The 24,992-nt window shown below is 32.4% G+C and carries 27 protein-coding genes; 18 read left to right on the top strand and 9 right to left on the bottom strand.

Annotated elements, in window-relative coordinates:
- Window positions 1-45: 45 nt before the first annotated feature.
- On the bottom strand, window positions 46-987 hold the full coding sequence (locus Mjas_RS07300) for a tyrosine--tRNA ligase (RefSeq protein WP_421077507.1): 942 nt from the start codon (window positions 985-987) through the stop codon (window positions 46-48).
- A 302-nt stretch (window positions 988-1,289) separates the two neighbouring features.
- Here Mjas_RS07300 and Mjas_RS07295 point away from each other — a divergent pair, with 302 nt between their 5' ends.
- From Mjas_RS07295 to hisH, 7 genes are all read left to right on the top strand, one after another.
- Window positions 1,290-1,907 (top strand): DUF2067 family protein, encoded by a 618-nt coding sequence (locus Mjas_RS07295; protein ID WP_421077506.1) that lies wholly within the window; start codon window positions 1,290-1,292, stop codon window positions 1,905-1,907.
- A 2-nt stretch (window positions 1,908-1,909) separates the two neighbouring features.
- Window positions 1,910-2,212 carry a DNA-directed RNA polymerase subunit L gene (locus Mjas_RS07290; protein WP_421077505.1) on the top strand — a complete coding sequence of 101 codons (303 nt, stop codon included), beginning with the start codon at window positions 1,910-1,912 and terminating at the stop codon, window positions 2,210-2,212.
- Window positions 2,213-2,380: 168 nt separating this feature from the next.
- Complete coding sequence (locus Mjas_RS07285; RefSeq protein ID WP_421077504.1) at window positions 2,381-3,022, top strand: 50S ribosomal protein L1; 642 nt, start codon at window positions 2,381-2,383, stop codon at window positions 3,020-3,022.
- A gap of 12 nt (window positions 3,023-3,034) precedes the next feature.
- Window positions 3,035-4,051 (top strand): 50S ribosomal protein L10, encoded by a 1,017-nt coding sequence (locus tag Mjas_RS07280; protein ID WP_421077503.1) that lies wholly within the window; start codon window positions 3,035-3,037, stop codon window positions 4,049-4,051.
- A gap of 101 nt (window positions 4,052-4,152) precedes the next feature.
- On the top strand, window positions 4,153-4,458 hold the full coding sequence (rpl12p, locus tag Mjas_RS07275) for a 50S ribosomal protein P1 (protein WP_421077502.1): 306 nt from the start codon (window positions 4,153-4,155) through the stop codon (window positions 4,456-4,458).
- Window positions 4,459-4,580: 122 nt separating this feature from the next.
- On the top strand, window positions 4,581-5,126 hold the full coding sequence (locus tag Mjas_RS07270; RefSeq protein WP_421077501.1) for a TATA-box-binding protein: 546 nt from the start codon (window positions 4,581-4,583) through the stop codon (window positions 5,124-5,126).
- A 9-nt stretch (window positions 5,127-5,135) separates the two neighbouring features.
- A complete protein-coding gene (hisH, locus tag Mjas_RS07265) occupies window positions 5,136-5,750 on the top strand; it encodes an imidazole glycerol phosphate synthase subunit HisH (protein ID WP_421077500.1) in 615 nt (204 codons plus the stop codon).
- Window positions 5,751-6,116: 366 nt separating this feature from the next.
- Here the strand turns inward: hisH and Mjas_RS07260 are convergent, their stop codons facing one another.
- The 7 genes from Mjas_RS07260 to Mjas_RS07230 form a co-directional block, all read right to left on the bottom strand.
- The gene (locus tag Mjas_RS07260) at window positions 6,117-7,010 is read right to left on the bottom strand and encodes a PHP domain-containing protein (protein WP_421077499.1); all 894 of its coding nucleotides are present in this window, start codon (window positions 7,008-7,010) and stop codon (window positions 6,117-6,119) included.
- Window positions 7,011-7,060: 50 nt separating this feature from the next.
- Window positions 7,061-8,641, bottom strand: a complete 1,581-nt coding sequence (locus Mjas_RS07255; RefSeq protein WP_421077498.1) for an NAD(P)H-hydrate dehydratase — start codon at window positions 8,639-8,641, stop codon at window positions 7,061-7,063.
- A gap of 23 nt (window positions 8,642-8,664) precedes the next feature.
- Window positions 8,665-10,920 (bottom strand): heavy metal translocating P-type ATPase, encoded by a 2,256-nt coding sequence (locus Mjas_RS07250; RefSeq protein ID WP_421077497.1) that lies wholly within the window; start codon window positions 10,918-10,920, stop codon window positions 8,665-8,667.
- 122 nt (window positions 10,921-11,042) lie between these two features.
- On the bottom strand, window positions 11,043-11,255 hold the full coding sequence (locus Mjas_RS07245; protein WP_421077496.1) for a heavy-metal-associated domain-containing protein: 213 nt from the start codon (window positions 11,253-11,255) through the stop codon (window positions 11,043-11,045).
- Window positions 11,256-11,259: 4 nt separating this feature from the next.
- Window positions 11,260-11,637, bottom strand: coding sequence for a CBS domain-containing protein (locus tag Mjas_RS07240; RefSeq protein WP_421077495.1), 378 nt, complete (start codon window positions 11,635-11,637; stop codon window positions 11,260-11,262).
- Between the two features lie 57 nt (window positions 11,638-11,694).
- Entirely contained in the window at window positions 11,695-13,413 is a 1,719-nt protein-coding gene (locus Mjas_RS07235; protein WP_421077494.1) for a DUF3422 family protein, read from the bottom strand.
- A gap of 83 nt (window positions 13,414-13,496) precedes the next feature.
- A complete protein-coding gene (locus Mjas_RS07230; protein ID WP_421077493.1) occupies window positions 13,497-14,624 on the bottom strand; it encodes a nickel-dependent hydrogenase large subunit in 1,128 nt (375 codons plus the stop codon).
- A 232-nt stretch (window positions 14,625-14,856) separates the two neighbouring features.
- Between Mjas_RS07230 and hdrC the strand changes: the two genes are divergently transcribed.
- The 6 genes from hdrC (at window position 14,857) to Mjas_RS07200 (ending at window position 19,895) form a co-directional block, all read left to right on the top strand.
- Window positions 14,857-15,444, top strand: a complete 588-nt coding sequence (gene hdrC / locus Mjas_RS07225; protein ID WP_421077492.1) for a CoB--CoM heterodisulfide reductase subunit C — start codon at window positions 14,857-14,859, stop codon at window positions 15,442-15,444.
- 60 nt (window positions 15,445-15,504) lie between these two features.
- The gene (gene hdrB / locus Mjas_RS07220) at window positions 15,505-16,401 is read left to right on the top strand and encodes a CoB--CoM heterodisulfide reductase subunit B (RefSeq protein WP_421077491.1); all 897 of its coding nucleotides are present in this window, start codon (window positions 15,505-15,507) and stop codon (window positions 16,399-16,401) included.
- Window positions 16,402-16,961: 560 nt separating this feature from the next.
- Window positions 16,962-17,729: a diphthine synthase gene (gene dph5 / locus Mjas_RS07215; RefSeq protein ID WP_421077490.1), complete on the top strand. Its 768-nt coding sequence runs from the start codon at window positions 16,962-16,964 to the stop codon at window positions 17,727-17,729.
- 124 nt (window positions 17,730-17,853) lie between these two features.
- Window positions 17,854-18,852 carry a mechanosensitive ion channel family protein gene (locus Mjas_RS07210; RefSeq protein ID WP_421077489.1) on the top strand — a complete coding sequence of 333 codons (999 nt, stop codon included), beginning with the start codon at window positions 17,854-17,856 and terminating at the stop codon, window positions 18,850-18,852.
- A 21-nt stretch (window positions 18,853-18,873) separates the two neighbouring features.
- Window positions 18,874-19,356 (top strand): permease, encoded by a 483-nt coding sequence (locus Mjas_RS07205; RefSeq protein WP_421077488.1) that lies wholly within the window; start codon window positions 18,874-18,876, stop codon window positions 19,354-19,356.
- Window positions 19,353-19,895 carry a permease gene (locus Mjas_RS07200; RefSeq protein WP_421077487.1) on the top strand — a complete coding sequence of 181 codons (543 nt, stop codon included), beginning with the start codon at window positions 19,353-19,355 and terminating at the stop codon, window positions 19,893-19,895. Before Mjas_RS07205 ends, Mjas_RS07200 begins: the two co-directional genes overlap by 4 nt.
- A gap of 43 nt (window positions 19,896-19,938) precedes the next feature.
- On the opposite strand, the gene glmM is transcribed toward Mjas_RS07200, so the two are convergent.
- Window positions 19,939-21,285, bottom strand: coding sequence for a phosphoglucosamine mutase (glmM, locus tag Mjas_RS07195; protein ID WP_421077486.1), 1,347 nt, complete (start codon window positions 21,283-21,285; stop codon window positions 19,939-19,941).
- 115 nt (window positions 21,286-21,400) lie between these two features.
- On the opposite strand from glmM, the gene Mjas_RS07190 reads away from it, so the two are divergent.
- The 5 genes from Mjas_RS07190 (at window position 21,401) to Mjas_RS07170 (ending at window position 24,989) form a co-directional block, all read left to right on the top strand.
- Window positions 21,401-22,345: a hypothetical protein gene (locus Mjas_RS07190; protein ID WP_421077485.1), complete on the top strand. Its 945-nt coding sequence runs from the start codon at window positions 21,401-21,403 to the stop codon at window positions 22,343-22,345.
- 62 nt (window positions 22,346-22,407) lie between these two features.
- Window positions 22,408-22,965 (top strand): D-sedoheptulose 7-phosphate isomerase, encoded by a 558-nt coding sequence (gmhA, locus tag Mjas_RS07185; RefSeq protein ID WP_421077484.1) that lies wholly within the window; start codon window positions 22,408-22,410, stop codon window positions 22,963-22,965.
- A 4-nt stretch (window positions 22,966-22,969) separates the two neighbouring features.
- Window positions 22,970-23,446 carry a D-glycero-beta-D-manno-heptose 1-phosphate adenylyltransferase gene (rfaE2, locus tag Mjas_RS07180; protein WP_421077483.1) on the top strand — a complete coding sequence of 159 codons (477 nt, stop codon included), beginning with the start codon at window positions 22,970-22,972 and terminating at the stop codon, window positions 23,444-23,446.
- A 13-nt stretch (window positions 23,447-23,459) separates the two neighbouring features.
- Complete coding sequence (locus Mjas_RS07175) at window positions 23,460-24,371, top strand: bifunctional heptose 7-phosphate kinase/heptose 1-phosphate adenyltransferase (RefSeq protein WP_421077482.1); 912 nt, start codon at window positions 23,460-23,462, stop codon at window positions 24,369-24,371.
- Window positions 24,372-24,479: 108 nt separating this feature from the next.
- Window positions 24,480-24,989 carry a D-glycero-alpha-D-manno-heptose-1,7-bisphosphate 7-phosphatase gene (locus Mjas_RS07170; RefSeq protein WP_421077481.1) on the top strand — a complete coding sequence of 170 codons (510 nt, stop codon included), beginning with the start codon at window positions 24,480-24,482 and terminating at the stop codon, window positions 24,987-24,989.
- Window positions 24,990-24,992 lie beyond the last annotated feature (3 nt).

Raw genomic sequence — 24,992 nt, 5'->3', positions numbered from 1 at the left:
ACCGAAAACTGATGAACAATAGTAAAAATAAATATAAATATTTAATTATATTAATTTTTCCCTAATTGGAGCTAAAATATCTATAATCTCTTTTGCAACGGTATTTTTTAAGTCCATAGGATGTAGTTTTTGTTCAGCATACATTTTTTCCAATTCCTCATAGCTACTGATGGTTAAATTTCCTCCGAATTTTTCTGGTCTTTCTATGGTATGTGGATAGTTTAGATAGTATTTTGCCAACTCCAATACCGGATTCCCTTCAACAGTTCCAATTGGACAGTATGCCTTTTTTATCTTTGATTTAATAGTGTTTGGCTCATCATCAACTGCAATGAAGTTCCCTTTTGATGATGACATTTTGCCTTCTCCATCGAGACCTGTGAGCACTGGATTGTGTATGCAAACTGGTGCCTTATACCCCATACTTGGTAGGAGCTCCCGCGCAAGCATGTGTATTTTTCTCTGTTCCATTCCACCCACTGCAACATCCACATTTAAATGTTTTATGTCATTTACCTGCATTAATGGATATACCACTTCTGCAACCTTTGGATTTTCATCTTCCCTTGCTATTACTTCCATACTTCTTCTAGCCCTTTTTAGTGTAGTTTTTAGGGCTATTTTATAAACATCGATTGTATAATCCTTTTCAAGCTGGAACTCACTACCATAAACATACTCTGCCTTTAATCCCATAGCGTTGAATATAGTTTTGTTGTATTCTGCGAGCTCCTGTATCTCTTCCATTGTTCCTTTCTGATTTAAGTATGCATGTAAATCTGCCAGTAGGATAATTATATCGAATCCTGCATTTTGCAAGTCTATCATCTTTCTGATTTGGAGATAATGTCCTAAATGAATTTTCCCACTTGGTTCAAATCCAATGTATGCTCTTTTCTCATCTTTATTCATGACTTCTTTTAACTCTTCTACGGATACCACTTCCGATGTGTTCTTTATTATATTTTCTATACTCCCGTTTTCCATATTATCATCTTTTATCTTTATTTCATTTTTTCATGAGCAATTATAAAAAATATATGTATTATGTATGTATTAATTACCATGTAGTAGTAGAAAAATATAAAATTGCATATTTTTTTAAATTAATAAAATATTATAAAATATAAAATATACGATTTTTATAAAAATTTTTTTATTGATATTCTTTTATGAAAATTGATATTAACCACATATTTAGATTTATATGTTAAATTTTTATGTTAAGTTAGGTATATACTAACTTTAAATAATTGCATATACTATATATATGTTTATTTGGTGAGATTATGAAAAAAATGATAAGCGTGAAGGCAACCAATAGAGAGATAATGGATATTTGCAAAGAAATTTCAAAAATGGATGTTGATTGTTCAATAGAATCAAAAGCAGCCTATACCGAAGAATTAAATGATGTAAGCACCCTTAGGATAAAAATATATGGTTATGATAAGAACAAGACAGTGGAAGATTATAAAAGTGTTATGAATTTAATAAATAGAATCCACAAAAAATATAACCCAAATTCAAAGGGATTATTCGAGTATTATTTATCCGATATAAAATACCCCATTAACAAAAACTTGATATTAGATGCACTTAAATCCTTAAAAATTAATTTTATATATAAAGAAGATGAAAACCTAATTAAATGCTCACTACCTTTTGACAAATTCAATAACATATTAAAAGAATTATATGATATAAATACTGAGCTCAATTTTGTAAATGTTGGTTCAAAACCAGTGAGAAACATTATTGTGTTGGTGGCATACTTCACCAAAAAAGATATTAACGACATTATAGATGAATGCATTGAAAAAGAATTTTTCAGAATAGAAAACGACAAAATTGTATTGAATAAAGATATAAATTTGATTAAAGAATACTATAATTTGGAGGGATAACCATGAGCAAATCCATGAGAATATTGGAAAAGACAGAAAATAGTATAGAAGTAGAATTAATAGATGATGACCATTCATTATGCAACCTTTTAAAAGATATATTGTTGGAAAAAACGGATAAGGTAATTATGGCGTCCTATGTTATAGAGCATCCTGTTTTAAATCCTGAAACTGGTAGATATATCTCCAATCCAAAATTGATTGTAAAAACCACCGAAGGAAATGATGCCGAAGAAGTGCTTAAAGAGGCATTGAGAGAAGTAATTGATTTGTGTAATAAAACATTGGAAAGTTTAAGCCAATAAATTTAGTGTAGCGTAATCTTTATATAATAGTTATTAAATAAGTAGATTTGCTCCATGTTTGACCGCAGTTGGGATTTAATTTATATTCCAACAGATTATGTTGGACACAGGCAACTTTTATGTTGCTCAAATTTTTGACTGCGGTTTATAATTACAGGAGGCTATAACATGGACAGAGAAAACATAATAAAAGCAGTGAAGGAGGCTCGTTCTCTTGCTAAGCCGCGAAACTTCACACAGTCCGTGGATTTGGTCGTAAATTTAAAGGAGCTCGACCTCACAAGACCTGAAAATAGATTGAAACAGCAGGTCGTATTACCTCACGGACGAGGGAAGGAACCAAAAATTGCAGTAATTGCAAAAGGTGATTTGGCGGCACAGGCTGAAGAAATGGGCCTCACTGTAATAAGACAGGAAGAATTGGAAGAATTAGGAAAAAATAAAAAACAAGCTAAGAAGATAGCAAATGAGCATGACTTTTTCATTGCTCAGGCAGATATGATGCCACTTGTTGGTAAAGCCTTAGGTCCTGTATTAGGTCCGAGAGGAAAAATGCCTCAACCAGTTCCTGCGAACGCAAACTTAAAACCATTGGTTGAGAGATTTAAGAAGACAGTTATTATAAATACAAGAGACAAGCCATCGTTCCAAACATTAGTGGGAACTGAGCAGATGAGCGATGAAGAATTAGCTGAAAACATTGAAGCAGTTTTAAACACGGTAGCTAGGAAATATGAAAAGGGGCTTTACCATGTTAAAAATGCCTATACAAAACTAACAATGGGACCAGCAGTCCCCATAGAAAAGTAAGGGGATGGAACTATGATAGAAGCAGAATTTGAACACAAAATTGCCCCTTGGAAGATTGAAGAAGTAAATAAGTTAAAGAAGTTGCTCAAAGAAGGTAATGTTGTAGCATTGGCAGACATGATGGAAGTCCCTGCAAGGCAACTTCAAGAAATCAGAGATAAAATCAGAGGAAAAATGATTTTAAGGATGTCAAGGAACACTCTGATTAAAAGAGCTATTGAGGAAGTTGCCGAAGAAACTGGTAATCCTGAATTTGCTAAGTTAGCTGAGCACATAGCAAAAGGGGCAGCTATTATAGTCACGGATATGAATCCATTTAAGCTTTACAAGACCTTAGAAGAGAGTAAAACACCTGCTCCTATAAAAGGAGGAGCTGTTGCTCCATGCGACATTGTGGTGGAAAAAGGTTCAACCGGAATGCCACCAGGACCATTCTTAGGGGAATTAAAAAGTGCAGGTCTTCCAGCAGTTATCGAAAAAGGTAAGATAGCAATAAGGGAAGACACCGTACTTGTTAAAGAGGGAGAGGTTGTTCCTCACAAAGTTGCAGTAGTGCTTTCTGCATTGGGCATAAAGCCTACAAAAGTAGGTTTAGACCTCTTAGCAGCTTATGAAGATGGAGTAGTCTACACCCCAGATGTATTGAAGATAGACGAAGATGAATTCGTCCAGAAAATACAGAAAGCATTCAACAGTGCATTTAACTTGTCAGTTAATGCGGCAATACCAACTACTGAAACAATCGAAACAATATTGCAGAAAGCATTCAGAGATGCAAAAGCAGTATCTATCGAAAGTGCGTTCCTTACAGACAAAACCACAGACGATATACTTGGCAAAGCATACTCACAAATGCTTGCTATTGCATCAGAAGTTGGTGATGAAGCACTTGATGATGAGTTAAAAGAAAAATTATCTTCAACAGCAGCAGTGTCTGCTGAGGAAGTTAAAGAAGAAGCACCAGAAGAAAAAGAAGAAGAAAAGAAAGAAGAAGAAGCACCTGCTGCTGGATTAGGGTTGCTCTTCTAAATTATCAAATAACTACCTATCTCACATATTGACTTAATCGAAAACATTATATATTAAAACAATAAGACAAAAAATAAAATTTTTACTTTGGAGGTGTAAGTATGGAATACATATACGCTGCATTATTATTACATTCCGCAGGTAAAGAAATCACAGAAGACGCTGTTAAGGCAATATTAACCGCTGCTGGTGTAGAAGCAGATGACGCAAGAGTTAAAGCATTAGTTGCTGCATTAGAAGGAGTAAACATTGAAGAAGCTATCGAAAAAGCTGCTGTTGCTCCAGTTGCAGCTGCTGCTGCTCCTGCTGCTCCTGCTGAAGAAGCAAAAGAAGAAAAGAAAGAAGAAAAGAAAGAAGAAGACACAACCGCAACTGCTGCAGCAGGTCTCGGTGCTTTATTCATGTAAATTCTTTCATTTCCATTTTTTTCTTTTTTTAAAACATTAATCCATATATTCAAATTAATAATAAATAATATTTATATAGTATATAAAATATATAAATACTATATAAAGAATTAGGTGAAATTGTGAAGCCCGATATAAAGATTGTAAATGTTGTAGTATCTACTAAAATTGGAAATGATATAGATTTAGAATATGCTGCGGATATATTGGATAATGCAGAATATGAACCTGAACAATTTCCAGGTTTAGTTTGTAGGTTGAGTGAGCCAAAAGTAGCTTTGTTAATATTCAGAAGTGGTAAATTAAACTGCACGGGGGCTAAAAGCAAGGAAGAAGCGGAAATAGCAATAAAAAAAGTTATAGGTTATTTAAAAGAAGCAGGTTTTGAAATAGATGAGAATCCAGAAGTCAAAGTTCAAAATATGGTAGCTACCGCAGAGCTCGGAGTTGAACCTAATTTAGATGATATATCAACCCTCGAAGGAACCGAATATGAACCTGAACAATTTCCAGGTTTAGTTTATAGGCTGGATAATCCAAAAGTCGTTGTGTTAATATTTGGAAGTGGAAAAGTGGTTATCACAGGTTTAAAAAATAAAGAAGATGCCTATATTGCACTGGAAAAGATATTGGATACCTTAAAAGAATTAGAAGAGGAATACTATTAAAGTGATAATGTGATTGCCATAATAGATTACAATGCGGGAAATTTAAGAAGCATAGTGAAGGCAGTTGAATTATATTCAAAAGATGTAGTGGTAACTGATAATCCTGAAACCATACTCAGTGCAGATAAGATTATACTACCTGGTGTCGGAAATTTTGAAAGTGCCATGGAGAACCTTTCAAAAGAGGTTAATGGGAGCTCCTTAAAAGAAGCCATATGTGGAATAGTAAAAGAGGTTCCATTCTTAGGTATATGTTTAGGGATGCAGTTATTGATGGAAAAAAGTGAAGAAGGAAATGGTGCAAAGGGATTGGGAATTATAAAAGGAGATGTTATAAAATTTAAAGATACTGTTGAAAAAATACCACATATGGGATGGAATAATGTAGAGCAGGTAATGAATATTCCACTATTTGACGGCATAAAAAATAATGAATACTTTTACTTCGTCCATTCATATCATGTAAATCCATCAAATAAGGAAGTTATTGCCGGAGTGTGTGAATATGGCTATAAATTCCCCTGTGTGTTGAATAAAGAAAATATATATGCCACCCAATTCCATCCTGAAAAAAGTGGTAAAGCAGGGTTAAAAATGATTGAGAATTTCATTGAGTTAATTTAATTATTATATATTTACGATAAACCGCCGAGAAAGCCAACGATTTTAATCGTTATACAAAACATAGTTTTGTAAAATCTCTTACGAGATTGGATGAGAGGCGGACATTATAATTAGTCAGTAGTAAAACATAAATATTTGAAGTTTCATAGTGAATAATGCTACCAGTCCAAGTATCTATGGGTAGGGTTAGTAAAAACTCTACCGCTGGTAGTGGTTGGAAGTGCATAGCGTAGCCCTGAATCTCCTAAACGGAGATAGGGGTAGTGGGCTTGGCCACCCTTGTAGGGTTAAACCCTGCTAAAATTAGACGAAATCACTTCGTGATTTCGTTGCTCGCTTACTACCGTAAGCGAGAACCCCACGACTTTAGTCGTTGGAGTAGGTCAGATTTACCTCTTTTAATTTGCTTTTAGCTTTTCTTTTAAGATAGTAATTGCCAATAACCCCGGAAATTATTGGAAGGGGTGTGGCAATATATATTAAACCGCCGAACATTGCAAGAAGTTTTTTATAAAATTTTATATTCAAATCGTTTTTAGATACCATGGATTTTATAAGTGTTTTTTCAGAGACATAAACCACATTATAGCTCCATAATATAATATCAGATAGGGGTGTAGGAGCTCCGTCAAAAGATGTTTTTCTTCTAACTATTGCATCATATAAATCGTCCTTTGAAGTTCCTTCAAATTTTGTATATCCATTACCAACCATTTTTGCCAAATGTCCATCACTGTTTCCTATAAATGCCACAGGCTTTTTGTGATAATTTTTCATTACCTTCTTTAATGCTATATTATTTACTATTCCATCCCTATGGTATGCGTTGAATACCTCCACCCCATCTAAATTTAATTTAAAAATCTTGTCTCCTATTGCTTTACATATTGGGCTGTATGGATGAGGAGCTACTGCTAAACCACCCTGTTCATGAATTTTTTCGATGGTTTCCTCAGCAGATAGCCCTTTTGGAATTTCTTCATTTAGATATAATCCTAAAATTTCCCCATCTTTCGTCATTATCTCGCTTCCAACAATAACTTCAACACCGTATTCTTTTTCAAGTTTTTTAGTTTCTAACCCTCCCCTTATAGTGTTATGGTCCGTAATGGCAATTACATCTAAACCTTTCTTTTTGGCATGCTTCATAATATTTCTTGGTTCCTCCACAGAATCTGGAAATTTTAGCCCCATGTATTTCATTATCCCTGAATATTTTGAATGAATGTGTAAATCTGCTTTTGAATATTCATCTTCCATAATACCCCTTTTATAATTTATTAGTCGGATATGCTCGTATATAATATATATTACTGAAATATATTTAAAACATTTGGTATTTTATTTAATATATCAACAACATTATAGTAATATCCTTTCTCTTTAAGCAATAAATCTCCCGCATACCCATTTATAAATGCTCCACAGCATCCTGAAATAAAGGCGTCATTTTTACTAAATAATCCACCGATTATTCCGCATAAAACATCTCCTGTTCCTCCAACAGTCATACCTGCATTTCCTGTTTTGTTTATTTTTATATTATTTTTATTGAATATTAAATCGTATTTTCCCTTTAAAACTATTGTGGAGTTTATATTGGATATATCCATATTATCATTAACATTAAGTCCCATATATTCAAATTCTTTTTTATGGGGAGTGAATATAAAATTCTCACTAAAATTAAAATTATTATAACCTATAACCTTTATAGCATCTGCATCTATTACTACCTTTTTATTTAATTTTTCCATTTCCTCTAAAAATCCATTTACAAACTTTTTTGTATTATTATTTACACTTAATCCATTTCCAAGAACAACAACATCATATTTTTTAGAGAGCTCTACAACTTCATCCACATGCTCCCCTCCAAAATAATCCCCTTCAATTTCATAACCCATTAATTCAGGATAGTTTCTTAAAGCATCAATTGTATTTTTAACAGATGCAACAGTTACCAAATCCACTATTTTTGAAGATGCCAATGCAGATAAAATCGGAGCTCCGAAAAATTCCTTAGAACCGCCAACAACCAAAACCTTTCCATTGTCCCCCTTATGAGAATTTGGATTTATTTTAGCTAATGCCTTTAAATCTCCCCATCCAACTATATGCTCAGCTATTGGTGGAATACCTATTTTTTTAATATTGGTTTTATTTAAATCATTACCTAACTTAAATTTGTGGAATGTAATTATCAAATCTGCATTTAATCCCTTAGTTTCAGTATCTACGGAGATTATTTTCAAATTATTGCTTTTATCATTATCGTTTTTTAATTTATTCAGTCCATTTACCACAGTTTTAAATGGTTCTCGGAGCTCCCCTTTAATGCCTGTTCCCAGCATGGCATCTATGATTATTACATTTTCCTTTTCTGATTTAATATTTTCAATTACCTTTAAAATTTCATTTGGGCATATGGCTTCTTTTATTTTTAACCTAAAATCCAGCTCACTTATATTTTTTAAAATCTTAAAATTTTCCTTTGATTCATAGGTTTTTATTTCATTCTCCTTTCCAAGTAGTATTACATTTATTTCCGAGCGAAGCGAAGGAAATCGTAAAAATCCGAAGGATTTTGAGATTTCATCCATATAATCGCAGTATCCCATTAAATGACGAACAGCAACAAATCCATCTCCTCCGTTGTTCCCAAGTCCGCAGAATATATATATTTTATTTTTTTTATTTTCATCTAAATAATTCACAACTTCATCAGCAATGGATTTACCAGCATTTTCCATAAGAATTATTTTTGGAATTCCTAAATACTCGCAATTATTATCTGTAATATTCATCTCTTTTGGTGAAATGTATTCTTTATTTTTATTTTTTATTTTATAATTTTTTAAAAGTATTTTAAAGAGCTCTAAGTTATCCATAATTTCACCATTTTTTATTTTTATTAATTATTATCTTTCATTGGATTGTATCTCTTCAACAGCAACGACAAGCTGACAACTGTAATTGAACTTAATGTCATGGCAAATGCAGCGAGCTCAGGTCTAAATACTACACCGTAGGGATAAAGAACACCAGCTGCCACAGGAATTAACGCTAAATTATAGGCGAATGCCCAGAAGATATTCAGTTTTATCTGTTTTAATATTCTTTTACTGAGTCTTACAAACCCAACTACATCCTTTAATCTATTTTTTATTAAAACAACATTTCCGCTTTCAATTGCTATGTCAGTCCCTCCTCCAATAGCTACGCCCACATCTGCTGTTGAAAGTGCGGGGGCATCATTTATACCATCACCTACAAATCCCACATAGCCATCAACATTGTTTCTAATTTTTTCAACAATTTTTGCTTTTTCATCTGGTAGCACATTGGCAAATATGTTATTTTCTGCAATACCCACCTTTTTACCTATTATTTTTGCAGTTTTTTCGTTATCTCCCGTAATCATGTATGTATTTATCCCTATATTTTTCAGTGCTTCGATAGTTTCCTTAGCGTCCTCTTTTATTTTATCCGACACTCCAATAACTCCCTTTATTTCTCCATCTACTGCTACAATTAAAGTGGTTTTCCCATCATTTTCAAGTTTTTTGGCAATATTCTCATAATTATAATCATTTTTATCGTTTTTATCATCCTTATTGTTCTTATTATTCTTAATATTCTTATTATTTTTGTTATTAGCCATATATTCTTCAATAAATAATTTATTTCCAATGACTATCTCCTTACCATCAACAAGCCCTACTACTCCTTTTCCACTAATTGCCCTAAATTTTTCAGCCTTTTTATTACCAATATCCAAATTCCGCTCCAAAGCCTTTTTTACTATGGCATTGGCAATGGGATGCTCTGAATTACTTTCCAATATCGCCATCATCCTTAAAAATTCATCAGTATCCATATCTGTAATTATATCTATGACCTCAGGTTCCCCAATGGTAATAGTTCCGGTTTTATCAAATATCATGGCATTTAATTTGTCTGATACATCAAATACTCTACTATCTTTAATCAATATACCGAGCTCAGCTCCCCTACCAATTCCAACAGTTATTGCAGTAGGTGTAGCAAGCCCCAATGCACATGGGCAGGCAACTACAAGAACAGATATTAATATGGTTATGGCAAACAAAAATCCATTTACAAAATACCAATATATCGCAGATATTAAAGCTATTATTAAAACTGTTGGAATAAAATAGCTAACAACCTTATCAGCCAAACCCTGTATTTCTGGTTTTGATGACTGAGCATTTTTGACGAGCTCTATAATTTGAGATAATAAAGTATCCTTCCCCACTTTTTCAGCTTTTATCCTCAGAGCTCCGTTGGTATTTATGGTTCCTCCGATAACCTTATCCCCCGATTTTTTTAAATTTGGAACAGGCTCTCCCGTAATCATCGACTCATCAACATAACTCTCCCCTTCAACCACAACAGCATCAACAGGTATCTTTTCTCCCGGTCTAACAACTATTATATCCCCTATTTTTACATTTTCTATTAATACTTCAACTTCTCTACCGTCTTTAATTATTTTCGCAGTTTTTGGTTTTAAGCCCATAAGCTTTTTAATTGCCTCAGAAGTTCTTCCCTTTGCCTGTTCCTCTAAATACCTTCCAAGTGTTAAAAGGGTAGCAAGCATTATTGTAGTATCATAGAACATGAATTCCTTTGGTAGAATCCCGGCAGTTGCCATAATGGCGGATAAATATGCCACACCCATTCCCATTGAATACATTACATCCATATTTAATGATTTAGTTTTTAGAGAGTTAAAACCTGCCTTAAATATTGGCATTGCAACATATATCAACGGCGGTAAGGACAGTAAAAAAGCTAAATATGGTTTGTATGGAATAGCAACATACATCATGGAGAATAAAACTACCGAAAATATAGCCCCTACAATTACCCTATGCAATTTATCTTTTAGTTCTAATTCTTTATGCTCCTCCACTTCCTCTAAATTTTCATCCTCCCCTATTCCAACAACATCAAAACCAAGTTTTTCAATTTTTTTGCCGATTTCTTCAATTGAAATAACATCAGGATTAAAATCCACCTCTGCACTTTCATCTACAAGATTTACAGTGATGCTATTTACTCCATCAGTTTTGCTCAGCACTTTTTCAATAGTTTTAGCGCATACTGCACAGGTCATGCCGGATATTTTAATTTTAACATTCATAATATCCTCCAATATAGTCATGAAAAAAATAAAAAAATAAAAAATATACAACAATATATGATTAATACTATAATATATGTTTAACAGTATTAACGAGAGAATAACAAAGATAAAAGGAAGTATTATATTTTTTCAGCAGGATACAGTTCGAAAGCCTCATTGTTTAGTATGTCATTTTCAGTTATTTTATTTTCATCGTATTTTATAATACCAGTTCCCCCTTCTAAATCTATATCTACATCAATTATGCCGTCTAATTCAGATAATAAGTTTTTTATGGTTTTTACACACATATTGCAACTCATCCCCCTTATTTTAAGTTTTAATTCTTTCATAGCATCACCGGTTAGTGTTATAAATATATTCCAATATGTCAAAAACAGATAGCGTTCCAACAGCTTCATTGTCATTATTTACAACAGGATATGATATATTCTCATTTTTAATCATTTCATTTATTAAATCATCAGTTAATTCATCGTCTTCATTTAATACCTTTACCTCATCCACAAAAAGCATCAAATCTTCAATTTTTGAGTGCTTACATCCAACTAATAAATCCAGTGCATTAACCCATCCTTCAAGTTTTCCATCTTCAACTACTGGGGCGTATGCCTTTTTATTTTTATACAGGATTTGAACTGCTTCACCGCCCACTACCTCAGGACTGAGTTTTATAAACTCTTTGTTCATTACATCTTTTATTTTTGAATTCATAATATCCCCACTGTATTTATTTTTAATATTTTTATTTTTATTTTTTTATAAGGATATTCAACCATATCTCTTTTTTAATTTTTTACTTACAACAACTCCAAGCAACATAGCAATTGGAACAAAGAAAGACGCCAAAACATAGGCATCATACTTTACAACCTTTGCATGATTTAGCCCTTCAAATATTATCAATGCGAGCTCTGTAAAATAAAATGCTGCAAAGACTGTATATAATCCTTCAACTGCCCTGTGCATATTTAACTGGGTTTTTGCAGTTTTATGTATTTCATTCTGCAATTTAATTGCCCTATTGTTTTGAGATATATTCACATTAGTTTCAAGTATGTCTATTAATTCACTTACTGTGTTTTTCATAATACTGAGCTCATTTAACAGATGCGTAAAATCTTTAAGAATCTCCTCATATCTCACATTATATCCAAAGGAATGTAAAAATGATTTAAACTTTTGGTTGCCCAATCTTTTTGCCATATAATACTCAAATAAGTTGTATTTTTTTGTAATTTTCTCTTGAATATCGGATATATTTTTAACACTTATGGACAGTATTGACAAATAGTCTTCAAATGAATGCTCTTTATTGATATTTATATCAATTACAAGTTGATTTATATCTTTTTGTAAAGATTCTATTTCTTTTGCATATTTTAGGTATGACTTGTTCATCATTTTATTCATGTATCCAATGACTTCTAAAACAATTATGCAATCCACAACATCAAGGATATTTGAATCATTCCCCTCAATTAAATATCTTTTACGATATTGTGAATTTCCGTAGTTTGTAGTAATACTTAGCCCTTTAAATTCTATCTTTTTTCCATTTGGAATTCCTATTGGAGTATTTATTGCAATATCAAACTCATAATCACTGGTTATATCTTCTATCTTGTTGTTGTAATAATCATTAAAGTTGCTATGCCATAATTGCAGGTTTTTATGTGCTTCATCTTCTTTAAACTTAACCAATATATCGTTTTTAAATCCATATCCACTATTTTTCAGCTTATAAGATTTATCAAGAAATTCCTCCAAGTTTATGTTGGAAGAATTATGGGAGCTCTCATAGTCTAACTTTTTGTTAAAAAATATATGGACCTTTAAAAAATGGCTATCAATATTACTTGGGACGTTATTATATTCTTTAATGTTTCTATTGGAAAGCATTAATGGAGTATCTCCCTCATTCCAATTTTCTACATACTCCTTTGATACATAGAGTCCGCAAAAACAATGCCCATATGTTTTAATCTCATGTTCTACTGTGGGACAGGGACAGGGCACATTCCCAAGCTTACATGGGCAATATTTTATTCCATTTTCTTGACGCTTCAACTGAGCATTGAGCACTGTTAAAACATACTTCTCATCAGGATTTAAATAATAACCTCTATATTCGCTAAATAACTTAACGGTATTATAATATTCCATCAACTCATCGGCGTTATTTAGAGTATCGACGGATGATTTTTCGGCGACAGGGGGTTTTAATAATTTCCTACCTAATAGTTTTTCAAGTTTTTCTATATCATAACCAACGATTATGTCATTGTTTAGCACAATAGCTGGAAATGCAATATTTTTAATATCTCCTATATTATTAATATATTTAAATTTATCATTTAATTCAGATTCTGATATATCGTCTATATTTATTAATTCAAATTTAATATTGTTATATTCTAAAATCTCCTTTAAAATATTGCATAATGGACATGTTGAATTTACATATAATTTTAATATGTCATCATCCATAATTTCATCATTTTAAGTTGTAATTATCTAATATTTTAATTTTCATGTTTATTTTATTTTATATTTACGTTATAGTTATTAAATTATTTTATATTTTTGTCCTGTTTTAATATTATTAACCTATCTGTGCATGTGAAACAAGGGTCGCAACTTGCTATAATTAATTCAGCATCGGATACATGGTATCCTTTTAATATCTCCTCCATGCATGCCAAGTTTGTTGCTGTTGGAGTTCTGACTATTGAATGTCTTATCCTGCCTTCACTATTTACTCCATAAGAGTGATAAACCTGACCTCTCTGTGCCTCATTGTATATATCCACAGGTTCAAATTCAGTTATTTCATAGTTTGGATTATAGAATTTTTTAGGAAGGTTCGGGAGCTCCTTCAATGCCTGCTTTATAATCTTGATGCTTTCAAAACATTCATACATTCTTACGGCAACTCTTGATAAAACATCTCCATCATCAAATAATACCTCATCAAATTCAAATGGGTCATATTCAGGCACATATCCCATCTTTCTCATGTCGCTTTTTATTCCACTTCCTCTTGCAGTTGGTCCCAAAGCATGATATTTTGCAGCTATTTTTCTGTCCAATACACCAATATCTTTCATACGGGAAACTAACAATGGATCATTTACAGTTCTATCTATAAGTTTTTTTAAATTCTCTTCAAATTTCTCTATTCGTTCAATAAGTGTTGGAATTTGGCTATCTTTTATATTACATCTTGGTCTTATTCCACCTATCACAGGACAAGAATACTGGACTCTGCTTCCACTTACATCAAATAATGTCTGCATTATTGGTTCCCTTAGCATGAATGCTCTCATAGACATTGTTTCATGTCCAAGAATTTCAAATGCATGACCGAACAATAAAGTATGAGAATGTAGTCTTTCCAATTCTTCAATAATTATTCTTATGTAATTTGCCCGTTCTGGAACTTCGATATTACTTCCCTTTTCAACAACTCTAACAGAATTCCACAAATGTATATGGGAACATATTCCGCAAATTTTTTCAGTAAGTATGCACGCCTTCTCAGGTGGAAGCCCCTCCATGAGTCTCTCTATACCTCTATGATTAACCCCTATGGTGAGCTCGGCATCTTTTACAATTTCATCTTCAATGAACAGTCTCAATCTATGTGGTTCAAGTATCGCAGAATGGATAGGACCTATTGCTATTTCTCCTTCATACACGGTATCCCTTTTTGAGTTTTTATTATATTTACGAAAATAAGATTTACAAAATAAAATTAATAAATTCAATTTTTCATTATTAATTATGATAAATTGTGTTTTTAGAGTATATTATTTTTTATTTATAAAATTAACTATTAATTCCGCCTGTATTATACAACTGTATTATAAAGAACATCACATGGTCATTTATATATATAATCTATACCACAATAACATAAGAGGTGAAAGTATGGTTTTAAGTTCAAAAGATTTTAATCCAAAGTTCCCAGAAAAATTAATAGAAGCAGGACAGGCTATTGGAGAAGAAGATATAATAAAATCATTTAGAAGATGCTACCAGTGTGGAACATGCACTGGAGGATGCCCAAGCGGAAGAATAACTGCATACAGAACAAGAAAATTAATAAGGTCCGCAATGTTAGGACTAGGGGATTATGTAAAAAGTGAAGACCTTTGGAAATGCACAACATGTTATACATGCTATGAAAGATGTCCAAGAGATGTTAAAATTACAGAAGTAATTAAAGCAATGAGAAACGTTGCTTTCCAGATGGGATATGTGGCACTTGCTCACAGAAAAACAAGTTTATATGTTTATTTAACCGGTCATGCTGTTCCAGTAAATGATGAAATAAAAGAAGTTAGGAAGAAATTGGGGTTATCAGAAGTTCCTCCAACAACACACAAATATCCCGAAGTATTGGAACAGATGAGAGGAATTATGCAGGATAATGGATTCTGCGAAAAAGTTGGATTGAACACTGAAACAAAGAAATTAGAAGAACTTAAAACCCTTGAATGGTCAGATATGCAATAATTAATAATATTAATTGGATTATACACGTGTTAATTAAATTAAAAATGATTTGGTGAAAAAATGAGTGATTTGGAATACATATTCTTTTTAGGATGTATCGCGCCAAACAGATACCCAGGTATAGAAAGTGCAACCTACAAGGCATTAGATAAATTAGGTATAAAATTACACCCTTTCGAAAAAGCTTCCTGCTGTCCAGCACCCGGGGTTTTCGGTTCCTTTGACTTGCCTACATGGCTCACCTTAGCAGCAAGAAATTTATGCATTGCAGAAGAGAATGAAATGGATGTATTGACAATTTGCAACGGATGCTACGGTTCATTGTATGAAGCAAACCATATATTACATGAAAATGAAAAAGCTAAGGAAAAGGTAAATCAAGCTCTTTCAAAATATGGATATGAATTTAAAGGAACAATAAAGGTAAGACACCTCCCAGAAGTTTTATACTTCGATTATGGTGCAGATAAAATTGCTGAGCAAGTTGTAAGACCATTAGATTTAAATATTGCAGTTCATTATGGATGCCACTATTTAAAACCAACAGATGTTAAGCATCTTGAAAGTGCGGAAAGACCAAAATCATTTGATGCCCTTGTTGAAGCAATTGGTGCAACCTCAGTAAATTACAGAGATAAACAGATGTGCTGCGGTGCAGGTGGTGGAGTAAGAGCAAGAGATTTGGAAACCGCATTAACAATTACAGAGACAAAAATTAAAAACATGCTAAACGCAAATGCTGACTGTATCACAGAAGTATGTCCATTCTGCCACTTGCAGTTTGATAGAGGTCAGATAGAGATAAAAGAGAAATTCGGAAGAGAATATTCGTTACCTGTTATACACTACTCACAGTTGTTAGGTCTTGCTATGGGAATGAAACCAGAAGAAGTTGCTCTTGATTTACACTTCATATCCTGCGACCCTGTTCTCGAAAAATTAGGGTTGAAGGAATAACATATAAATTCTTTTCTTTTTTAGTTAGTCTGACCTACTCCAACGAGTGAACTCGTTGGGTTCTCGCTTACGGTAGTAAGCGAGCAACGAAATCATGAAGATTTCGTCTAATTTTAGCAGGGTTTAACCCTACAAGGGTGGCCAAGCCCACTACCCCTATCTCCGTTTAGGAGATTCAGGGCTACGCTATGCACTTCCAACCACTACCAGCGGTAGAGTTTTTACTAACCCTACCCATAGATACTTGGACTGGTAGCATTATTCACTATGAAACTTCAAATATTTATGTTTTACTACTGACTAATTATAATGTCCGCCTCTCATCCAATCTCGTAAGAGATTTTACAAAACTATGTTTTGTATAACGATTAAAATCGTTGGCTTTCTCGGCGGTTTATCGTAAATATTAGTTTATTTTGCTTATAAAATTTAATTTAAATATGTAGATATATCGAATAAAAAAAATAAAATATATATTAACACTAATATAACAAGATATCGATAAACAAAATTTTTTATGATTATTTCGGACTATTCTTAGTAAAATCAATGGTGAGCTCATGCTGATACTTGCAGGATTAGGATTATACGATGAAAAAGATATGACGCTAAAAACACTAGAATATGCTAAAAAAGTGGATAAAATCTATGCTGAGTTTTATACAGCGGTTTTAACAGGAACTACAATAGAAAAAATAGAAGAGACCTTTGGAAAAGAGATAGTAGTTTTGGATAGGGAGAAGGTAGAATACGAGACGGAAAAGCTAATAAATGAAAGTAATGATAAAGATATAATGTTCCTTACCGCAGGAGACCCCATGGTAGCAACAACCCACGTAGATATTGCCGTTGAAGCAAGAAAAAAGGGGATTGAAGTAATTATCATAAATGCACCGTCAATATATTCGGCAATTGGCATTACAGGTTTGCAATTGTATAAATTTGGGAAAACCACTTCAATAGTATTTCCAGAGCCAAACTACTTCCCCGAAACTCCATATGATGTAATAAAGGAGAATTTAAAAATGGGATATCATACATTATGCCTTTTGGATATTCATGCAGATAAAAACAGGTTCATGACGGCAAATGAAGGTCTTGAAACACTATTAAAAATTGAAGAAAAGAGAAAAGAGAATATATTAAATGAAGATACAAAGATTGTTGTAGTGGCAAGGGCTGGAAGTCTAAAACCAAAAATTGTATATGGAAAAGTAAAAGATTTGATTAATTATGATTTTGGGAAACCTTTGCATTGTATTATTGTTCCCGGAAAATTGCACTTCATGGAAGAGGATGCTTTAAAATATTTATGTGAAAATATATAATATTATATAATGTGGGAGCTCATACAATTTAGTAATATCGAAGCATATGCTAAATATCGGAGCTCATACTATATATTCATAATTCTAATTTTAATGATTATAACTAATAGATGCCGTGGGAAAAATGATTAACAAAAATTTAATACTCAATACCAAGTTTTTGGCTAAAATAATAATTTTACTTGGTATATTGTATTATTTGGGAACAAAATTAAACATATATCAATATATATCCACCTTAGAGTCATATAGTAGTAAAATTAGTATATTAATTGTGTTAATCCTTGGGACATTGATATTTTTAGACATATCTTTGGAATTAATCAGGAGATTTTTTGAAAAAAAAGGGGAGTTAAGAGATTACCCCGTATTTGCATCGGTATTTAAATATACAACTTGGTTTATTGCAGGTTTAATTGCCATTTCATTATTATATGAAGGTGTCGGCTCTCTTGTAATGTCCCTTGGTCTTATGGGTGCGGCATTGACATTTGCATTACAGCGACCCATTATGAACTTCGCAGGATGGGTAAATCTCGTTTTGACAAGACCATTTAAAATTAACGATAGAATATATATAAAAGATATAGGAATGGGGGATGTATATAAAATAGACACCATGCATATCCATTTAAGAGAAGTTGTTGGAGAACCAACAGGACGAAATTTAATTATCCCAAATGCCTATGTTTTAACAAATGCCATAACAAATTATACAAAAGGTTCTTCATATATTTGGGATAATGTGACAGTAGCAATAACTTATGAAAGTAATTGGAGAAAAGCTGAGAAACTTGTTTTTGAAGCTTGTGATGAGGTTGTTGGTTGTATGATGAGGGAGCTCGCGGAAGTTTGGAAGGATAAACCCAGACTATTTGCAAGGGCAAAACTTTGTGATAAGCCCCTTATTAGGATGAAGTTTTTAGATAGGGGTATTGAGATAAAGGTAAGATATTTAGTTGATGCATTTGAATGGGCAGATGTAAAGACTAAAATTATAGAAAATATACTTACAAAATTTGAAAAAGAAGAAGATGTTGAAATAGCCTATCCACACATGGAAGTTATACATAGACCTAAGGATGAATTAACCAGCAAATTAAGGGAAATTTCTAAAAAATAAATTGAATATGAGTGGATTATTATGAACATGACAATTATATTTATAAATATATTTGCCATTGCCTGCTTGATATTTGCCCTGATTAAGGATATAACAAAAACAAAACAGGCATTGGCTATGGCTTTAAAGTCATTTTTTGGCATTCTACCGACCGTTCTTATTATTGTAATTTTTATAGGTTTGCTTTTAGGATTTGTGCCACAGAGCCAAATTTCTGAAATAATTGGCGAACAGACGGGCTTTTTGGGGGTGTTTGTTGTGGCGTTTTTGGGGTCGGTTTTACATATTCCTTCCTTAATTTCGTTCCCCTTGGCAGCAGCACTTCTTGAAAACGGAGCATCAATCACCTCAGTTGCAGTATTCATTACTACCTTAACTATGATTGGCATAGTTACATTACCTTTGGAAATAAAAGAATTGGGAAAGAAAATGGCTTTATTGAGAAACGGTATAAGTTTTATTATTGCGATTATTATTGGTATTATTATGGGGCTGATACTGTGAATAAACAGGATGATGGGGCAAAAAAACAAAAGAATAATAAAAAGCGAGAGGTTATTTTTCTTGCTTTTATTTCAATTGCTACCATGGTTTTACTATTGATTTTTCCTGAAAAACAGGGACCAGTAACTGCTGCAATATGGGAGTTTTTTATTGAAATGATTTTAATACTTCCTGCTGTGATGGTATTGATGGGGCTTTTTAGAGTGTTTGTGCCGGAAGAAGTGGTTGTAAAGCACCTAAGTAATACGGCTGGAATAAAAGCTGTTTTTCTCGGTATGGCTATGGGAACATTGCCCACTGGTCCTCTTTATGTGGCTTTCCCCATAGCTTCTGCTCTACTTAAAAAAGGTGCCCGAATATCCTGCATCATTGCATTTCTTTCTGCATGGGCATGTATAAAAATTCCTCAGGAGATGGTAGAGCTCCAATTTCTTGGGTTGAAGTTTATGGCAACAAGACTTATTTTAACAATAATTTTTGTGGTCATAATGTCGTTGCTTGTAGAACGGATAATTGAATGGAGCGATAAAAAACTGTAAAATGAAGATTTAAATCAAATGCGTATTTTGATTTTTTGCTATTTTATTCATCCACCATTTTAATCAATTTGATTCCTTTTTCCAGGAGTTCCTTTGCCACAGTATAATCTTTTGCTTCAACCCTCACCCTAATGTATGGCTCAGTTCCAGAAGGTCGTATAAGCACCCATCCATCATCTAAACTAAACCGAGCTCCGTCAATTGTCTCAGGAATTACACCATATATTTTTTCCCCATTTTCAATTACATAATTCATTACATCCATTTTTTTATCATCAAGACATGGAATTTTTTCTCTTAAATTTATATATGATGGAACATCATCTATGAGCTCATATAATTCTTTATCATAAAATTCCATCATCTCCAAAATTCTCAGCCCAGATAAAATTCCATCGGGAGTTAAATGTATATCTTTATGAATCCATGTTCCTGACGGCTCTCCACCAAAAATAGCATCATATTTATTCAATGCGTCTGAAACTGCAACATCCCCTACTTTTGTTCTAATTACCTTCACATCCAAATCTTTTAAATATTCATCAATGGACATTGAGGCATCCACGGTGGTAATTATTGTTTTTTTATTGGTTTTTTCCACAATATATCTTGAAAATACGGCAAGCAATTTATCAAAATCAGTTAATCTTCCCTTCTCATCTATTGCTATCATCCTATCGGCATCCCCATCATGGGCAATTCCTATGTATCTACCGCTTTTTTCTTCATTTTCATTTAGTCCTTTAATCATTTTCATGGTTTCATATAAATTCTTCTCATTAGGTTCAGGCATCCTTCCAATAAATCTTCCATCGATATGAGAATTTACCGATATTACATGAGCTCCTACATCGGTAAATAAATAAGGTGAAGCCACACAACCAGCAGAGTTTGCACAATCAACTACAACATTGAAATTTTTGTTTATATCCACATTTTCAAGAATAAAGTCCATATACTTTTTTATTGCAGTTTCATCCTTCCAAACACTTCCAACGCAGTTCCAATCAGCTCTTTTGAAATCTTTGTTAAATACAATTTCTTCAATCTGCTTTTCCTGCTCTGGTCTGAATGCAGTTCCATCCTTATTAAAAAGCTTTATGCCGTTGTATTCTGGTGGATTGTGGGATGCCGTTATCATAATACCAATATCATAATTTCTCGCCGAAAAACCAAGGGTTGGTGTTGGAACAATGCCTATGTTTGTTATATCGGCTCCACCATTTAAAAGCCCAGTAATCAGTGCATTTTTAATTAATCCCCCTGTTGTTCTTGTGTCCCGTCCTATTACAACATTTTCTGCTATCTGAGATACTGCAAATCCTATTTTATAAGCAATCTCTGGATTTAAGTTTTTCATCCTTATACCTGATGTTCCAAATAGTTTCATAATATCACCTGAATAAAATGAAGGTGAGCTACAAATTCCGAAGGAATTTGTTCAATCACCAAAATTACATTAAATCATGAAAAATTATAAATAATGATAATCGTTAGTTTATAGTATGTTATCTGATGTATTATATAATATTATATCTTCAAATAATAATGATGATGCAATTTATTTTTCTAAAATATTAGGGGAGCTCTACAAAAACAACGATATATCAAAATATAGGAATTATTTTGAAGATTTGGGCATTGTTGAAAAAGATGATTTATTGCTATATGGGAAAAATTATCCATTATTTAGGTCATTATTATATTTTAATGAAGTTCCACTGTTTAAAAGTGAATCTCAATCTATTTTATTCTTAAAAAATAACGGATTTAATCCAAATGATAAATTGATTACATTAAACACCGATAAAAAGAAGAAACTGGGAATGTTGTTATTGAATGAAATTTCCAAAAAGATATCTGCTAAATATATAAAATATGCCCCAAAATTGATATTTGGAAAATGCTACTATTTAAAAAAATACAACATAGAGTTAAAGGAATATATTTCAAAATTAAATGCACTTTGCAAATTGAAAAAATATAATGAAGTTGAAAAATGTGTAATATATCAAAAACTCCCTGATGAAAAGCTTGTTAAAGAATATAAAATGAAATTGGCAAAATCCATAAGATTGTTTAACAAAGAATTGGATAATAGGGAAATTAGATATGCAACCATTACCCACGATAATAAAACCCATTCCTGCCAATATCTATATATAAAACAATCACTTCTTGATAAAATAAAGGGCTGGATATTTGGTTCCATTGATGGACAGCATTATCCTGCTATTGTAAATACGGCGTATTCTCATCCAAAAATAAACTACATGCAACCATTTTTTATATTGGTGGAAGGAAAGGATATAAATGTTTTTGCAAGAGCTCCGAAACTTTTATATTTTAAGGACAACTTAACATTAAACCATTTAAACCTAACTGGAAAACACACTTATTTTGGAACTTGGGATGATAGGATGTTTGAAAAGTTTGTTAATGGTAAATAATTATATATAACTTTGCTACTAATTTTATATTGAAAAATACTATAAAAAATATGGGGTGCATTATGGTAAAAAATTACTTCAAAGAGTCAGCAGATGTAAAAATGGATTTTATAATCAAAAATGAAGAAAATTTAAAAAAATGTATTGAAATAATAAAAAATTCCTTAAAAAATGGAAATAAACTATTAATATGTGGAAACGGTGGAAGTGCCGCAGATGCTCAGCACTTTGCCGCAGAAATTGTTGGAAGGTTTAAATTGGAAAGAAAGGGATTTCCAGCAATAGCCCTTACAACAGATACATCGATTTTAACAGCAATAGGGAACGATTATGGATTTAACAAAATATTTGAAAGGCAGGTTGAAGCATTAGGTAAAGAAGGGGATGTTTTGGTTGGAATATCTACAAGCGGGAACTCTGAGAATGTAATAAATGCAGTTAATAAGGCAAAGGAAATGGGAATTTATACTGTTGGGTTACTTGGAAAGGATGGGGGGAAGTTAAAGAACATTGTTGATTTATCCTTAACTGTTGATTCAAGCAATACTGCAAGAATACAGGAGTGTCATTTGACAATATATCATGTAATATGTGAAGAAGTTGAAAAGGAATTTATGTGAAACCATGATAATTACTGATAGAAATCTATTAAAAAATATAGTGAATGAATTAAAAGCCCAAAATCTAAAAATTGTTTTTACAAATGGATGTTTTGATATAATCCATAAAGGGCATGTTGAATATTTGAATCATGCAAAAAAATTTGGAGATATTTTAATAGTTGGTATTAACTCCGATGAATCCATAAAAAAAATAAAAGGGGATAAAAGACCGATTATCCCATTGGAATCAAGAATATATATTCTGGATAATTTAAAATCAATCGATTTTGTAGTTCCATTTGATGAAGAAACTCCAATAAATCTAATAAAAATCATAAAACCTGATGTTCATGTGAAAGGGGGGGACTACAACGAAGAAGATTTGCCAGAATCAAAAATAATTAAAGAATGTGGTGGAAAAGTAAAAATAATTCCATTGGTTGAGGGATTTTCTACAACAAATGTGATTGAGTGGGTTTTGGAAAAATATAAAAAATAAATAGAGGGAAAAAATGATATGTGTTTTAGGGGATGTAATGCTTGATAAATACACCTACGGAAAGGTTGAAAGGATAAATCCAGAAGCTCCAGTTCCTGTATTGAATGTAGTTGAAGAGAAATACGCACTTGGAGGAGCAGGAAATGTTGCAAATAATATCGCATCTTTGGATGAGGAGGTTGTTTTATTGGGAGTATGTAATGAAAACGGCAATTTTGGAATGCAGATGGTTGAATTATGCAAAAAAAAGAATATAAAATACCATTTCATAACTGATGGACGACCCACAATTGTAAAGCATAGATTTGTCGCATTAGGATATAATCAACAACTTTTAAGAGTGGATTATGAGGAAAAACATCCATTAGATTGCAATTATTCAAAGATGTTTGTTGATAAAATAGTAGAGCTCGACCCAAATATATTGATAATTTCAGATTATGCAAAAGGAGTAATTACAGAAGATTTAATGGAAGATATAAAAAAACAATTTAAAGGCAGAATATTAATAGACCCAAAACCAGATAATATACACTTATATGAAAATGTATTTTTAATAAAACCAAATTTAAAAGAAGCATCAGGAATTGTTGGAAGGGGCATAAAAAACAACGACAACGACGTTGAAAAAGCGGGATTGGAGATTGTAGATAAATATAATGCAAATGTAGTAATTACGAGGAGTGAAAAAGGTTCAACACTAATTACACTTGACAACGAGATACACCACATTCCAACAGAAGTAAGGGAAATCCACGATGTTTCTGGTGCAGGGGATACATATATTGCTACACTTGGTTATGCTTTAAGTAAAAAATATGATTTAGTCGATGCAGTTAAACTGGCAAATAAGGCGAGCTCAATCGTCGTTGGAAAAGTGGGAACTGCAACAGTTAGTTTGGATGAGTTGTTTGATAAAGATTAGATGAAAATAGTGTATATGATGCATGAGCTCCTGTATATTAAATAAGGATTTAAAACAGTGTTCATTAAAAACATCGGATTAATATTAAATGAAATAAAATGGGGAATTATGAACAATAAAGCAATATTCCTTGATAGGGATGGAGTAATTAATAAACGGCTAATTGGAGATTATGTTAAAAATATTGAGGAATTTGAAATACTACCAAAAGTAAAGGATGCATTAATTGAATTTAAAAAGATGGGTTATTTATTGATAGTAATTACCAATCAGCAGGGAATCGCCAAAGGAGTAATGACTGAGGATGATTTAAAAGTTGTTCATGAGTATATGCTGAAACAATTGCCAGAAATAGACGATATTTATTATTGTCCCCATTTGGATGGAACATGCGATTGTAGAAAACCAAAAAACGGCATGCTTTTAAAAGCTAAGGAAAAATGGAACATTGATTTTAATAAAAGCTGGATGATTGGAGATAGTGAGAGTGACATTATTTGTGGAAGGAGCTCAGGGTGTAAGACCATAAGAATATTGCATAATAATGAAGATACTGAGGCAGATTTTGTTACCAAAAGCTTGTTTGAGTGTGTTGAGATTATAAAAAATAATAAATAGGTA

Origin of the sequence: Methanothermococcus jasoni, from assembly GCF_049075655.1 — an archaeon.
Classification (GTDB): Archaea; AGJL01; Methanococci; order Methanococcales; family Methanococcaceae; genus Methanofervidicoccus.
This window is presented reverse-complemented; position numbering and strand designations above follow the sequence as displayed.